Below are 16,466 nucleotides of genomic sequence, written 5' to 3' on the forward strand. Positions count from 1 at the left end.
ACGTGTAGATTCAAATCGAGGATCGAAAGAAATTCAGATGCAGAAAATGAACCTATTCTGTTCGACGAAATTTTAAAGTTAATGTAAAGATTGACGAATACCCTCTTACCAGTGAATGGTGAGAGGTATTTTAATTAAGATTAAGAACATGGTTTGAATCACTAGCAAAACATTCTTAGAACAATAGTAATAAAAAAATGCTAGGAATAACAAAATAGTCCATATATAACAGGCTAAAAAGCGCGATAAAATAGAATTGGAAGCGTTAACAATAAATCGCAGGAAACCGAGGGGATGGAACATGTTAAAAAAAATGAAGAAGAAAAGAAGACAAATGTTAGCCATCGCATTAGCAACGGGTGTCGCATTTTCGGGTTTTAGCTTTCAATCAGCTTTAGCTGCAAACGAGGGAAAAGCAGGAAGCCAACAATCGGATCAGATATCAAAGGAAGTGCCTCAGCTTATAGACAAGGCGTCAATTGATGCTGTTATAGCAGCCATGACTGTTGAGGAAAAAGCTAAGTTAGTTGTTGGTGTAGGTATGCCTGGTATGACAATCCCTAAACTATCAGTTGCAGGTGCTGTAGGGGGAACTCCTGCTATTGAACGTTTGGGAATACCTGCCATGTTTTATGCTGATGGACCCGCTGGATTAAGAATAAGTCCAACACGACCTGGGGAAACGAAGACGTATTATTCAACAGCCTTTCCGATCGCAACATCCCTTGCTTCAACATGGGATACTAGTGTTGTAAACAAAGTTGGCCAAGCACAAGGAAATGAAGTGAAGGAATATGGTGTTGATGTTTTATTAGCACCAGCATTAAACCTTCACCGTAACTTGCTGAACGGCCGGAATTTTGAGTATTTTTCTGAAGATCCAGTAATTACAGGGAAAATGACAGCTGCGTTAGTAAATGGTGTCCAATCAAATGGTGTAGGAGCAACAGTTAAGCACTTTGCAGCAAACAATCAGGAAACCAATCGATTTACGATAGATACAATTGTATCAGAGAGGGCTTTAAGAGAGCTGTATTTAAAGGGCTTTGAAATTGCTGTGAAGGAGTCTAATCCTAAAGCTGTTATGAGCTCTTATAATCTACTAAATGGTACACCAGCCTCCCAAAATGAAGAATTATTAACAACTGTTTTAAGAGGTGACTGGGGATATAAGGGCTATGTCATGACAGATTGGTTTGCTGGGACAGACCCTGTAGCACAAATGAAAGCTGGAAATGATCAGATTATGCCTGGTTCTCCTCAGAGTTCAGATAAAATAGTTGATGCTGTTAAGAATGGAAAATTAGATGAGGCAATCTTAGATCGCAATGTAAAGAATATCTTAAATTTTGTAGTAGAATCTCCAAGCTTTAAGAACTATGCTCATTCAGATAATCCAGACTTGGATGCACATGCAAAAGTTGCACGTCAGGCTGCTGCGGACGGCATGGTCCTCTTAAAGAATGATTATAAAGCACTCCCGCTTAAGAAGGAAAACAAAATTGCATTATTTGGCACTGCGCAAATTGAAACAGTTAAAGGCGGTACTGGCAGCGGAGATGTAAACGCAGCTTATACAGTTTCGGTTGTAGATGGACTAAAACATGGAGGCTACAAATTACATGATGAGCTCATTAGTGAGTACAATGACTATATAAGTGAATTAAGAGCAATGGATGAATACAAGATTAAACCAAGTCCATGGGGAGAAGACTTTGGAAAAGTCATTCCTGTTATCCCTGAAAAGGTTCTAAATACTGAACATATAGAAAAAATTCAGAATGAATCAGACATCGGTGTAATCGTCATTGGCCGAAATTCAGGCGAAGGAGTAGACCGCCAAAATGTAAAGGGAGATTATTTACTAACAGATGCAGAACAAGAAATGATTGAAAACATCTCAAAAGCATATCATGAAGCTGGAAAAAAAGTAGCGGTTGTCCTTAATATTGGAGGACCTGTTGAAGTAGCCAGCTGGAGAGATAAAGTGGACTCAATCCTTGTAGCATGGCAGCCTGGACAGGAAGCTGGAGATGCCATTGCAGATGTTTTAACAGGGGCAGTTAACCCGTCTGGCAAACTTGCAACAACCTTCCCTGTTCAATATAGTGATGTACCTTCAGCGGAGAACTTCCCTGGAACACCTGAAGAAAATCCAACACAGGTTGTCTATGAAGAGGATATCTACGTAGGTTATCGCTATCATTCAACATTCAATGTGAAGCCTGCCTATGAGTTTGGCTATGGATTATCTTATACTAGCTTTGATTATAGCAATATTAGAGTAAGTAACGGCGGAACATTCAAGGATGAGATCACAGTATTTACAAATGTTAAGAATACAGGTGCTATTTCAGGAAAAGAGGCTGTCCAAGTATATGTAACGGCTCCAGATGGGAAACTCGAAAAGCCTGAAATTGAATTAAAAGCATTCGGAAAAACAAAGGAGCTAAATGCTAACCAAAGTCAGCTGCTGAAGTTTGATTTAAATGCAAAGGATTTAGCTTCTTATGATGAAGAAAATGACCAATGGATTGTTGAAAAAGGTACGTATACTGTGAAAGTTGGCGCGTCATCAGAAAATATTAAAGGTACTGCTACATTTAAGGTTGCTAAGGATATTGTTGTAGAAGAAGTAAGTAATTCTTTAGAACCACAGGTTGAGATCAATAAATTAACTAAAAATTAAATTCGTTAGAAAGTTAGAGATTTTAACCAACCTGATATCAAAAATGAAATAATAAAGAGGCTCTCATTTAGAGAGCCTAGAATGGTGTATGGGAGAAGGGATTTACCTGTCACTTGAATCAATTGCTGCACATCATGCTATTTTTATAGGGTTCAATGTTTTAACTTGTTTTGAGGAGGAAAGAGTAAGAATGATTCGGATAAGTAATGATTTACTCATACTTTCTTATATGAAAGCAAAAGAATTAAAACTTGATTCTACTTTTATTTCTTTATTAAAAGTAGAAATCCAAAATAGAAAGTTAATCTCAATACAGTAGCTAGATGTCAACTGATGTTTTTAATCGAACTTATATGATTCAAAAAGAATTTGAACGAACTTTATAGCATGATTAAAAAAAGAAATAGGAAGTTATTTTTCATGAATGAAATAACTTCCTATTTCTTTTAATACGGTATAATAACAAGCATTTTGCAGATGAGAGTACAACAAAACGAATAAAGAAGTTGAAGTTCTTAATCTTCAGGTAGAAGATAACAAGAAAATACTAGAAATAATAAAAAAGTCAGTATTTTAAAAAGTCCCCTCACAGTAAAGCTCTTGTAAACTTAATTTGTAATCGTTTTCATAACGACTTGAAATGACATGTTGAGAGGGGTAGAGAATATTGTTAAAAAAGTGGAAAAAACAAAGGAGGAAGCTTCTAGCAATTGCTTTAGCTTCGGGGGTTATTGTAAGTGGAACTTACACTGATTCAGCCTTTGCTTCTAATTCAAATGCTAATACTAATGAAACCGTTTCACAGTCAGCAGAAGAGCAACAACAAGTTCCACAATTGGTAGATGCAGCTTCAATTGATGCTGTCATTGCGGCTATGACATTACAAGAAAAAGCTGCGATGGTAGTTGGAGCAAATACTGTGGCGCTAGACCCAGTTAATGGGGAGATTATCGGCGCACAAGCACGAAAAGTACCTGGAGCAGCTGGTCAAACACAAGCAATCCCGCGTTTAGGAATTCCATCAATTGTCCTAGCAGATGGACCAATGGGGGTTCGAATTGACCCAACAAGACCAGGGACTGAACAAACATTTCATGCCACAAAATTCCCTTCACCTAATGTACTTGCCTCAACTTGGGATACAGAATTAGTGAACAAAGTTGGGAGTGCGACTGCAGATGAACTAAAGGCGTATGGCATTGACCTACTACTCGCACCAGGTATGAATATCCAAAGTTATTTGTTAAATGGCAGAAATTATGAATACTTTTCAGAAGATCCTTTAGTAACAGGTATCATGACATCTGAATTTGTAAATGGTGTTCAAGACAAGGGTGTTGGAACGACAATTAAGCATTTTGCTGCTTATAATCAAAGAACGTTAAATAATGGAAATATGAATGTAAGCCAAAGAGCATTAAGAGAAATCTACCTAAAAGGCTTTGAAATAGCTGTTAAAGAATCTGACCCTTGGGCGGTAATGGATTCCTACAATGCAATTAACGGTACGTATGCAACAGAAAACAAGGATCTTTTAACAAGCGTGTTAAGAGAAGACTGGGGATTTAAAGGCTTTACGATGACGGATTGGGAAAATGGAAATAATAGAGATATTGTTAAACAGGTCGTTGCAGGAACAGATCTGTTTATGCCAGGTAACTTGAATCAGATTAATCGAATCATAAATGCAGTGAAAGATGGAAGTCTTGATGAAAAGTATCTTGATCGTAATATTAAATCAATTCTTACTATTGTTGTCCAAACGCCAACATTTAAGGGACATGAAGCAACAAATACACCGGATTTAGAAGCAGGTGCTAAGCTTGCACGTCAAGCAGCAGCAGATGGAATGGTTCTTCTAAAAAATGAAGAGAAAGCATTACCAATAGATAACGATGTAAGCGTTTCATTGTTTGGAACACCAAACATTGAGAAAATGACAGGGGGACGTGGAAGTGCACTTGTGTACGCACCATACCAAGTAGGCTTTCCTGAAGGTTTACAAAATGCCGGCTTACAGATTAATGAAGAGTTGTTAGGTAAATATGAAACATATGTAGAAGAACTAAGGGCAACAGATGAATATAAACAAACACCAGGAAATTTCTTTGTCTCTACATTCCCGACACTTCCTGAAATGGATGTAAAAGAGGATGCTGTTGCAGCTGCTAAAAACACAGATGTAGGTATTATCGTACTTTCAAGTGAATTTGGTACTTATGGATCGGACCGATCAAAGGGTGACTTCTATTTATCAGAATCTAAACGAAAGATGATTGATGATGTATCAAAGGCTTATCATGCAGAAGGGAAACCTGTTATTGCTGTCCTTAATGTCGAAGGACCACTTGAAACAGCAAGCTGGGAAGATAAAGTTGATGGAATTCTCCTCGGGTGGCAACCAGGGCAAGAATTAGGAAATTCAGTTGCGGATGTCCTCACTGGGAAAGTCAACCCATCAGGTAAACTTGCACAAACCTTCCCAGTTGACTATGCAGACCTTCCTTATGCAGACCGTTATCCTGGTGAAAATAATGAATTTACGTATGAAGAAGATATTTATGTAGGATATCGCTACAATTCAACATTTGGATTAAAACCTGCTTATGAATTCGGTTACGGCTTGTCATATACAACGTTTGATTATGAGAATGTAAGGGTCAACCGAAACGGGCAAATAAAGGACAAAATGACCGTATTTGCAACAGTTGAAAATACAGGTGATGTTGCGGGTCGAGAGGCTGTTCAAGTTTACGTTTCTGCTCCAGATGGAAAGCTTGAAAAACCAGAATTAGAATTGAAGGCATTTGCGAAAACAAACGAATTAAGACCTGGTAAAAAAGAGAATCTTACATTTGATTTGGATCTAAAGGATTTAGCCTCTTTTGATGAAGAGAAATCCGCTTGGCTAGTTGAAAAAGGCACTTATGAAGTCCTTGTAGGTGCATCTTCAACTGATATTAGAGGAGCTGCTTCATTTAAGGTTGATAAAGATATCGTAGTTGAAACGGTAAATGATGTATTAGCACCACAAGTCGAGATCAACAAACTTTCTAAACTAAATGAATAAAACATGAATTCATCTCCATAGGTTACAAAAAAGGAAAATGCGCCTCTACAAGAAGAGGCGTATTTAGTCCTATAATCGCTTCTAAAAAAACTCTTTCTATATGCTAGTTTTTTATTGTAAGGGCTTATAAGTTAGAGAGGAAAAAAGTTATGACGGACATCCAAGTTTGTCTCATGCTACATCAGGTTTAACAAGAAACGTATTTGCTAAAAACACAGGTAAGATGGGGGAGGTAGAAGATATGCTAAAAAAACACGTAAGAACTGGATTGTTATGTATTTTAACAATTGTTATGTCACTTTCTTTCAGCATTGGTGTACTTGCTAAGGAAGGAATTACAAAACAAACATCTTACCGTACTGTTACAGAAATCCATGACTGGGGTGCAGCGGTTACAAAAGTAATTGTTGATATTGGTCAACCAGTACCAAATAATTCGGTGACAGAGGATACTTTTAACGTACATGTTTCAAGAAGTGACGATCGATTAGCAACTCCATTATTGGAAGAAGGCGATCGTACAGTCACAAACGCTTATGTTTCTGATAAAGAAGGAAGCCCTGCTGCAAGAGGAAAATATGTCGTTTTAGAAATGGAAATTGGACCAAATATCTCTTTAGGTTCACCACTTAATTATGATTGGGCTAATACGCGATTAAACGCATGGATTGATACGAAGTATACGATTACTCAGGTGCAAGATATTGCTTTGAATTCAGGAACAATTTCAGAATTGATGATCGATACATTTGCAGGTGGCACGAGAGAACTTGTAGATGATTTCTCTTCTGGATCAAAAACATATAATGACGTTACTTTAACATATGCAGATTATGCACCAGCAAAAGATAAGGAAAAGAATCCATTAATTATTTGGTTACACGGTGGCGGAGAAGGTGGCACGGATACAACTATTCCACTTTCTGCCAATAAAGCTGTTAGCTTTGCCAGTGAAGAAATTCAATCGTATTTTGATGGAGCATACGTTTTAGCACCTCAGGCACCAACTAAATGGATGGACGGTTTTACAGGAGTAGCTGATGGAACTTCCATCTATCAGGAAGCACTTATGGCATTAATAAAAGATTATGTTGCTAATAATCCTGATATCGATCCGAATCGAATTTACATTGGTGGTGCTTCAAATGGTGGATATATGACGATGCTTATGATTCGCGATTATCCAGGATACTTTGCAGCTGCATATCCGGTATGTGAAGGTTTAAATGATACATTGATTACAGATGAAGACATACAAAATTTGACAAAGACTCCGACCTGGTTCGTTACAGCAGCAAATGATACAACATTGCTGCCAGAACTCAATACACTTCCGACTTTTGACCGTTTAATTGATGCAGGTGCTGAAAATGTTCATTTAACACTGTTTGATGATGTACGTGATACGACGGGATTATACAAAAATGCAGATGGTACACCATATGAATACAATGGGCATTGGTCATGGATTCCAGTATACAATAACGAAGTTGAAGCAACAAACGATGGGGAAACTACAACTGTTATGGAATGGATGGCTGCTCAGTCATTAAATAAATAAGTTACGCAAATGATGTAACTAATATATTGACATTTAAAAGCGGAGGTCAGGATCTTTTTATGATTTCCGTTTTTTCCTTTCACTAATGCTCTATAAGGGGTTCTGCCAACTAAACGCGGGTCGCACGCTAAGAGATTTTTGACTATCAACAATGCTTTTATTCCTACACTAAGGAACTTTCCCGGTTCTTTACCAACACCCACGTTAATATCACCATCATTAACAATTCCGGATTTTAATTCATATGTTATCGTAAACAGCCTATATTAGGAAAGGAATTGTAAATATGGTTTTTTCAGATAAAAACAATATTTTTAATAGTAAAGCCGCAATATTACTTGCAGCAATGAGCTATCAGACATATCCATTCTTTTTAGAAGGGAAACTTATCTTACCAAAAGGCTTTAAACTTCGATATACCATTCGTGCTTTTGCTAACGTAGAGGATCCTACGGAATTAGTATTCGGTTTTATTGCCGAGTCACAAGATCAAATCATTATAGCGTTTAGAGGATATGCTGCATATCCTGCAGATCTTTTAGCATCCTATGACATATTTCAAGTTCTCTATCCCTATGTTAAAAATGGAGGAAAAACCTCCCGTGGATTTACATGTCTTTATCAATCAACAAGAAACAATTTAATCAGACAATTAAACAAACTTTCTACATCAAAAAAGCTGTTTGTCACCGGACACAACTACGGAGGAGCTTTGGCAACGTTAGCTGCTTTAGATATTGCAGTGAACACCGGGTTTAAGAATCCTTTCGTGTACACGTATGGCAGTCCGCGTATCGGAGACCCTGTCTTTGCTTCCCGATTCAACCAAGTGGTAAAAAATAGTATACGCATTGTAAATATTCATGACTCTTTTCCAACTTTCCCAGCAAAAAAGTATCCACCTCCTTTTACGGAGGAAGGATTATACTATCAACATGTAAAAACAAAGTATCCAATCTCATTTCAGTTAAATAATACGCCGCGCAATGATGCGATTGCCTGTTATTTTAAATACCTCAGCAAAATGAATCCTGATTTTTCCAAAGCATTATGCAATGAAAATCTGGGTTTTTGTCCCGATACCGAAATGTGTGTTCCGTTTCGAGGAACATGCTAGTGTCTGAAGCCTTGAATAAAAGAACGGAGCTGCATAGATGAATATCACAAGCATAAAGTATATTTTTAACACGAAAGATGCGATATTGCTTTCGGCCATGATCTATCAGTCATACCAACTCTTTGAAACGGAACCACTTGTCTTGCCAAAAGGATATAGCCTCCGATATACCATACGAGCTCTTGCTGGTGTCGAGGAGCCGGAAGAGGAAGTATTTGGTTTTATTGCAGAGTCACAAGATAAAATTATTGTAGCTTTTAGAGGAACCCGAACATTTAAGGACAATGAGTCGGACCAAGACTTATATCAAGTACCATATCCTTTTGTCATAAATGCAGGAAAAACTCATCGCGGATTTACATGTATTTATCAATCGACAAGAAATGACTTGATCAGAGAATTAAACAAGCTTTCTACAACAAAAAAACTATTTGTAGCAGGCCACAGTTTAGGCGGAGCTTTAGCCGTATTAGCTGCTTTAGATTTTGCGGTAAACACCAGGTTTAAAAATCCTTTCGTGTATACGTATGGCAGTCCGCGTGTCGCAGACCCTGACTTTGCTTCCCGCTTCAACCAAACGGTAAAGAATAGTGTTCGTATTTACAATGTCCATGACATTATTCCTACTTTACCGGATCATGCGTATCCGCCTCCGTTTACAAAGAAAGGATTATACTATCGGCATGTAAACATGAAGTATCCGCTCTCTTTCCAACTGAATAGTTTACCTGTACGGAATCATGAGATTGTCTGCTATTTTAAAAACCTCAGCCAACAGAATCCTGATTTTACTAAAGTATTTTGTGCTAAAAACCCGGGTTTTTGTCCCGATACGGGATTATGTGTTCCGTTTATAGGAATATGCGGTGAGAAGACATCCACAAACAATTAAAGCTCAGAAGTGTGGATCTTTGTTTCGTAATTCCTCTTAGAAATAAATGAACCAAAGCCGGATATTCTTAGCATGCGGAAATCCGGCTTATTTACTGTATTATTTTTCTTAGCGTGAGAAATCCGCGTTTTGTGGGCACTACTCTTATAATAATTAGATAACACAATGGTGAAAGCGTTGACATTATTAAAAAATAACGATTATAATGAAAAATAATATCTATTAATCTAGGGTTGTTACTGGTGATGCAGGCAAAACCTAAGTCGTGAAAAATTGTGGGACAGGAATTGTCTTCTTTTTTCAATGGCTTAGGTTTTTTGTTTCCCGAAAAAAGACTAGCATGGAAGGCATAAGCTACGGAAAATCAGCCAAAAAAATTTTAGAGATTGTGGGGAGAAAAACGTTAAAGTGTTATAAAAAATACTTAATTGCAAGTCACAGAGAACTCTTATTGAAAGGTGGTTCCCATACATGCGATTTATTCAGCGTTTCATGTACGTTCTGACTTTTCTCGTACTCTTACTAACCTGTTTTCTAACTTTATATTACGGAGAAAAAACCTTCCACTTTTATGAGGAAACAGAAGCTATGACAAAAGAATCCGAACCATATTACCACTTCGTCCTCATTCCAGAAGAGCTCGATAACGACTATTGGCACCTTGTCGAACAGGGTGCAAGAGATGCGGCAAAATTTCATAATGTATACCTTGAGTATCTAGGTCCGAAGCAGGCAAACAATGATGAACATCTTAAAACGATCGATATGGCGATTGCTGGCCTTGTCGACGGAGTCATTACACAAGGTGTAGCTGAACCTGAATTTGAAACCCTTGTGACCAAAGCAAAGGAAAAGCAGATTCCAGTTGTCACAATTGATACAGATGCACCTGAAAGTGATCGAGCTGTTTATGTTGGAACAGATAACTACTATTCTGGTTTTCTAGCCGGAAAAGCATTACTAAATGATACAACGGGAGAACAAAAGGTAGCAATTATCACGGGGCGACATGATGCCCCACATCAAAAGCTTCGTGTTCAAGGTTTTAAGGATGCTGTCGCTACAGAACCACGCATTGAAATTATTGCTGTAGAGGAATCTAATATAACCAAACTTGGAGCAGTAGAAGCGGCACATCGAATTCTTCAGTTATATCCAAATACGACTGCCTTTTATGGAACAAGTGCACTTGATGGAATTGGCATTGCCCAAGTCGTTAAAAAGCAACAGGCTGAAAATGATCAGTATATCATTAGTTTTGATATACTGCCTGAAACACTTGAATACATAAAGGAAGGAACGATTGAAGCAACGGTTGTGCAGTTTCCTTATCAAATGGGCTATGAGGCTGTTGAAAAAATGATTATGCTCAATAGAGGAGAGGATATAGAGCCTCTTCAGCATACTGATACAAAGGTGATCTATAAGGAGGATTTACCAATTTCTCCAGACTCTATGGATGGGGGAAATCAGCCATGACAAGCATTCGTAACAAGCTATTAGTATACTTTTTAGCCTTCGTTCTTTTATTCAATATTGTTTCATATGCGATCTACTTTAGCAGCTCGCAAATCGTGTCAGAGTATCATGGCAGCTTTGAGAGATTTCTCTTGTTTAATGAAATTTCACAGCAATCAACACAAGTCTATGAAAAAGTCAATGCCTATGTTGTCGAGAAGGATCCGGTATTTATTGAAGAATATGAGGATATTAAAAAGCGGCTTCAAAAAAATAACGTAAGACTGCAGGAGGATGCAATCACAGGCATTAACAAGGAAGAGCTTGAAAAATATCAACGAATGATTAAAAACCTCCTTTTTGAAAGTGATCTGACCATATGGGCTGTCCGTTATGATAACCTTGATCAATACACAACACATGTAAAGGAAGTTCGAAATATTTCATCTTATATTCTTGAATCAACATTACAGCTTTTAAACTTTGAACTAGCAGAATACCAAATCTTTTATCAAGAAATGGAACAACGGCAGCATTCATTCAAATGGTTTGCGATTAACCTTTTTAGTTCAACTTTAATATTGGCCTTATTAACGGCTGTTTGGTTTTCAAAAGGGTTAACAAACCCACTTCGAAATTTATCAAAAGCTGCAAAGGAGGTATCTGCAGGAAACTTCGACGGTCCTCCAATTAAGGTAAAAACAAAGGATGAAGTAAAGGTACTTAGTGAAACCTTCCAGAATATGCGAGAAAATATTAAACAATTAGTAGAAGAAATTAAGGAGAAATCTGAGCTAGACAAGCTTCTAAAGGAGCTTGAACTAAATCATTTACAAAATCAAATTAATCCGCACTTTTTATTTAATACTCTAAACACGATCTCTAGAATGGCTTACCTAGAGGATGCCAATGTCACGTCTCGACTGATCCAATCCGTGTCAACACTTCTCAGATCAAGCCTTGGTGACATAAATAAATCGGTAACATTAAAAGAAGAGGTCAATGTTGTCAAAGAGTATTTTTACATTCAGAAAACGAGATTCGTAGAAAGGATTTCCTTTAAAATCGAGATGGATGAAAGCTGCTTAGATACTAAAATTCCGGCCCTAACCCTGCAGCCACTCGTTGAAAATTCATTTATTCATGGAGTTGAAGGTTTAGAGGAGGGCGGGGTAATTAGTCTCAAAATCTATCAAGATGATCAAAACATTATTGTTGAGGTAACGGATAATGGAAAAGGCATAGATGATGAAACGAAGCAACGAATCTTTTCAAGAGAACCAATTGACTTACATGAAGAGCATAGCGGCCATTCCACAGGCATCGGCTTAAGAAATGTGATCAAGCGGCTAGAGCTTGTCTATAAACAACAAGGAATCTTAGACATCTCATCTGAACTAAACAAAGGGACCACAATCCGATTAAAGCTTCCAGATCGTAAGGGGGAAATCGTATGAAAATCATCATTGCCGATGATGAATTAATTGAGAGAAAAGCTATGAGGAAATTCATTTCAGAGAGTTTTAATCATATAGAGGTAATAGGAGAAGCGGCAAATGGAAGAGTTGCGATTGAATTAGCAAGAAAACATAAGCCAGACGTGATGATTATGGACATTCATATGCCAGGAATTGATGGTCTTGAAGCGATTAGACAAATCCTCGTAGAGCTTCCGCATACCAAATTCATTCTGGTTTCCGCTTATGACTCCTTTGAATATGCAAAGGTAGCGATGAAGCAGGGAGTCAAGGAATATATTCTTAAACCGAGTAATAAACAGGAAACATTAGAATCACTTTTAAGAGTGGAATTGGAAATTAAAGAAGCGAAAAAGCTTGAAGAGCAACTAAAGCAACAACTGAATGAGTCCGAGAAACTAGCAAAACAGCAGATCATCACAGCCATTATTCAAAATGAAATCACAGTTGAGATCGAACGGATGTATCAAAATTTCTTTCCTAATGCTCATATGGCCTACTTTCAGGTCATCACTGGTTGTGATAGAGAAGTTGTAACAGAATTACTAAACAAAAAGACGATGCTTCCTACTATTATAAAGAAATTAGGAGACAAACTTATTCTCCTTTTCATAACAGATAAAAAGTCAGCCCACCATGTTAAGGCAGATTCACTTACTCTTGCTCGAGCTATGAGTCATTCATTGCCATCCTCAACTACCATAGGGATAGGGACTCCGTTTATCGAGCTAGATAAACTAATCATTTCTTATCAGCAGGCATTACTGGCTTCTGCACAGCTTACAAAGGAAGCAAGTGTTACATATGGTTTCCCGTTATTAGATGAAAATAAGGATGGCACGATTCGTAAGCTGGAAAAAGCACTCTATCATGAATTAATCGCCGGAAGAGTCGAACAAGCAATTGATTACTTTCACTTATATTACGAGCAGCTTACCAGACAAAAGAACATGACAACTATCATTCAATATTTAACAGAGTGGGGGATTCGGTTAAAGCATTCGCTCGAAACCGAGGGCGCCAATCTTCGAGACTTTTCTGTAATGGGTGCAACAGCAAAGGAAGACTTTGTTGAAATCATTCGCCAATTTGGTGAAAGGATCTTTATTCAAAGTGAAGGCAATCAATTAATCTCAAAAGCGAAGTCCTATATACATGATCATTATAAAGAACCCTTTAGTCTTGAGGATGTAGCAGCAAATGTGGGGCTAACACCAACGTATTTTACAAAAATGTTTAAGGAGCAAACAAAACAAACCTTTATCGACTATGTGACGGATTATCGAATTGAAAAGTCAAAAGAGCTATTGCTTCAGACAAACCTAAGCTTGAAGGAGATCGCCTTTGAGGTTGGCTATGATCCGAACTACTTTAGCCGGGTATTTAAAAAGTGGACAAATTTATCACCAAAACAGTATAGGTCAACCACAAAATAATACAGAAATAAATAAAATAGTGAAGAATTTAGATCATTAAAATGCTTCCAACCCCCTTTATACTGAATATAGTAAGCGATTACAACATAAATAAGGGGGATGTACTTAAATGAAAAAGACTGTCCTATTATCACTATTTTTAGTCTTTACTTTAATCGTTTCAGCTTGCAGCTCAAAATCAAGCACAGACGAAACATCAGAGGGGAACAAAGAAGGCAGCGGCGGAGACGCTTCCGCACCACTCGATATTTTTAGCTGGTGGACTGGTGCAGGTGAAGAAGACGGGTTAAAAGCCCTTATTCAATTATTTGAAGAAAAACATCCAGATATTCCAATTGAAAACGCAGCAGTAGCAGGTGGAGCAGGTACAAATGCAAAGGCTGTTTTAGCAAGCCGTATGCAAGGTGACGATCCTCCGGCAACATTCCAAGTTCATGGTGGTGCGGAACTAAATGAAGCTTGGGTGGCAGCAGGGAAAATGGAATCGCTTAACGACTTTTATGAAGCAGAAGGTCTAAATGACAAATTTCCACAGGAATTGATTGACATGGTAAGTAAAGATGGCAACATTTATTCAGTACCAGTAAACATTCACCGTTCAAACGTACTTTGGTATAACAAAAAAGTACTAGAAGAGAATGGCTTAGAGGCTCCAACATCATTTGATGAATTTTTTGAAGTAGCTGACGCATTAAAAGCAAAAGGGATCACACCATTAGCTCTTGGTGATAAAGAGCCATGGGCAGCTACACACTTATATGAAACAGTTCTTCTAGGTGTATTAGGTGCTGAAGATTATGGAAAGCTTTGGACTGGAGAACTAGCATTTGATGATGCAAAAGTAGTAGAAGCAGCAGAAATATTTAAAAAGATGCTTTCATATGTAAACGAAGATCACGCATCGCGCAACTGGCAGGATGCATCTCAATTAGTTGCTAACGGTGAGGCAGCAATGAATGTCATGGGTGACTGGGCAAAAGGATATCTTGTAAATGACTTGAAATTAGCAGTGAACGAAGACTTTGGCTATGTCCCAACACCAGGTACAGATGGTCAATTTATGGTTATAACAGACACATTTGGTTTACCGAAGGGTGTTAAAAACCCTGAAGGTGTTAAGCAATTCTTAAGCGTACTAGCATCTGTTGAAGGGCAGGACGCATTCAACCCGCTTAAAGGGTCGATTCCAGCACGCATAGATGCAGACATTGAAAAATATGACCAATACGGAAAAGACACAATCGAAGACTTTAAATCCGCTACGCTGGCACCGAGCTTAGCACACGGTTCAGCAGCTTCAGAAGGCTTCGTAACAAAAGTAAACCAAAATATCAACATTTTCGTTACACAGCAGGACGTAGGTCAATTCACAGATTCCTTAGTTGCAGCAGCAGCAGAGCTTAAGTAATGACCAAGGGGATGAGCATTAGTCTCTTCCCCTTTTTTAAAGAGGCCATTTGTGGGCAAACCCTTATAAATGACCTCTCGTAAAGCGAGACTTCCATTAGTGGGGGTTTTCCACTGATGGTTAGCGAGACTTATCGGGCATTTACGGGCAGTTATCCTTGTGGCTTCGCTTCTTTGTATCACTAATGCTTAGAGGTTGGGGGGCTTACTGCCCGTTAATGCGGGATAAAGCGAGACTACTATCAGTGGGGGTTTTCCACTGATGGTTAGCGAGACTTATCGGGCATTTACGGGCAGTTATCCTAATGTCTTCGCTTCTTGTATCACTTAAGCTTTGAGGTAGGGGATTACTGCCCGTTAATGCGGGATAAAGGAGGAGAAACGTAAGATGGAAACAGTCAAACCTACACATTTAACTGAACAGACCGTTGCATCCTTGTCAAAAAAGAAAAGGCTCTCAAGTGATCAACTAATGGCTATTGGATTTATTTTGCCATCATTCATTCTGATTTTGATCTTTGTTTATGGTTTTATTGGATGGACCGGCTATGTGTCTTTTAGTAATTGGAACACTCTTGTACCAGACTTTTCATTCGCTGGTCTAAAAAACTATCTTTTTTTATTCCAGGATTTCCGTTTCCAAGCTGATCTCCGAAATACGATCTTCTTCACGATCTTATTTATTGGCTTTGTTATTATAAGTGGAATGGGTCTAGCGATTTTACTAGATCAAAAAATAAAAGCAGAGCCCGTTTTTCGAAATCTGTTTTTCTTCCCTATGGCCCTTTCATTCGTTGTAACAGGGGTTGTCTGGCAGTGGTTATTAAACCCATCAACAGGTGTGAACCTATTTTTAAATAAACTAGGAATGAACCCGAAATGGTATACAGATACAAACATTCTTGCAGGATTTCAGTGGGGGAAAATTGAATTTGGGATTCCAGCAGCACTCATTGCAGTTGTCATTGCAGCTGTATGGCAAATGACTGGGTTCTCCCTTGCGATGTACTTAGCAGGCTTACGCGGCATTCCAGATGAAGTGAGAGAAGCTGCACGTATGGATGGTGCATCAGAATTTTTAATTTATCGTAAAATCATTCTTCCATTATTACGTCCAATTACTGTGAGTGTCATCATCATTATGGCCCATATTTCATTAAAGATTTTTGATTTAATTTATGCCATGACTGGACCTGGAGCAAACTTTGTCACAGACGTACCAGGCGTGTACATGTTTGAAACAACATTCCGTGGTAACTACTATGCAAATGGGGCGGCCATTGCGATGATCATGCTTGTATCAGTGGCGATCTTCATCGTACCATATTTAATCCACAGCAGAAAGGCGGAGAGGTAAC

Annotated in this window: 11 protein-coding genes; all 11 read left to right on the top strand. The window is 38.2% G+C overall.

Annotated features, from left to right (window positions below; all coding sequences use genetic code 11):
* Positions 1 to 301 precede the first annotated feature (301 nt).
* The 11 genes from GMB29_RS09605 to GMB29_RS09655 all read left to right on the top strand — a co-directional run bounded on the left by GMB29_RS09605 (position 302) and on the right by GMB29_RS09655 (position 16,465).
* A complete protein-coding gene (locus tag GMB29_RS09605) occupies positions 302 to 2,689 on the top strand; it encodes a beta-glucosidase (RefSeq protein WP_227551642.1) in 2,388 nt (795 codons plus the stop codon).
* 190 nt (positions 2,690 to 2,879) lie between these two features.
* Positions 2,880 to 3,008, top strand: a complete 129-nt coding sequence (gene sda, locus GMB29_RS09610; RefSeq protein WP_136356500.1) for a sporulation histidine kinase inhibitor Sda — start codon at positions 2,880 to 2,882, stop codon at positions 3,006 to 3,008.
* 348 nt (positions 3,009 to 3,356) lie between these two features.
* Positions 3,357 to 5,759 carry a beta-glucosidase gene (locus tag GMB29_RS09615; RefSeq protein WP_211091266.1) on the top strand — a complete coding sequence of 801 codons (2,403 nt, stop codon included), beginning with the start codon at positions 3,357 to 3,359 and terminating at the stop codon, positions 5,757 to 5,759.
* 241 nt (positions 5,760 to 6,000) lie between these two features.
* On the top strand, positions 6,001 to 7,320 hold the full coding sequence (locus tag GMB29_RS09620; protein WP_136356498.1) for a prolyl oligopeptidase family serine peptidase: 1,320 nt from the start codon (positions 6,001 to 6,003) through the stop codon (positions 7,318 to 7,320).
* A gap of 286 nt (positions 7,321 to 7,606) precedes the next feature.
* The gene (locus tag GMB29_RS09625; RefSeq protein ID WP_136356496.1) at positions 7,607 to 8,437 is read left to right on the top strand and encodes a lipase family protein; all 831 of its coding nucleotides are present in this window, start codon (positions 7,607 to 7,609) and stop codon (positions 8,435 to 8,437) included.
* Between the two features lie 37 nt (positions 8,438 to 8,474).
* Positions 8,475 to 9,329: a lipase family protein gene (locus GMB29_RS09630; RefSeq protein WP_136356494.1), complete on the top strand. Its 855-nt coding sequence runs from the start codon at positions 8,475 to 8,477 to the stop codon at positions 9,327 to 9,329.
* A gap of 471 nt (positions 9,330 to 9,800) precedes the next feature.
* Positions 9,801 to 10,808: a sugar-binding protein gene (locus GMB29_RS09635; RefSeq protein WP_136356492.1), complete on the top strand. Its 1,008-nt coding sequence runs from the start codon at positions 9,801 to 9,803 to the stop codon at positions 10,806 to 10,808.
* On the top strand, positions 10,805 to 12,244 hold the full coding sequence (locus tag GMB29_RS09640) for a sensor histidine kinase (protein ID WP_136356490.1): 1,440 nt from the start codon (positions 10,805 to 10,807) through the stop codon (positions 12,242 to 12,244). The genes GMB29_RS09635 and GMB29_RS09640 overlap by 4 nt, the downstream gene beginning before the upstream one ends.
* Complete coding sequence (locus tag GMB29_RS09645) at positions 12,241 to 13,701, top strand: response regulator transcription factor (protein WP_136356488.1); 1,461 nt, start codon at positions 12,241 to 12,243, stop codon at positions 13,699 to 13,701. The genes GMB29_RS09640 and GMB29_RS09645 overlap by 4 nt, the downstream gene beginning before the upstream one ends.
* 109 nt (positions 13,702 to 13,810) lie before the next feature.
* Entirely contained in the window at positions 13,811 to 15,109 is a 1,299-nt protein-coding gene (locus GMB29_RS09650; RefSeq protein WP_136356486.1) for an ABC transporter substrate-binding protein, read from the top strand.
* Between the two features lie 387 nt (positions 15,110 to 15,496).
* A complete protein-coding gene (locus GMB29_RS09655) occupies positions 15,497 to 16,465 on the top strand; it encodes a carbohydrate ABC transporter permease (RefSeq protein WP_136356485.1) in 969 nt (322 codons plus the stop codon).
* Position 16,466: the final 1 nt, after the last annotated feature.

The sequence above is a fragment of the Metabacillus sediminilitoris genome, from assembly GCF_009720625.1.
GTDB lineage: Bacteria > Bacillota > Bacilli > Bacillales > Bacillaceae > Metabacillus > Metabacillus sediminilitoris.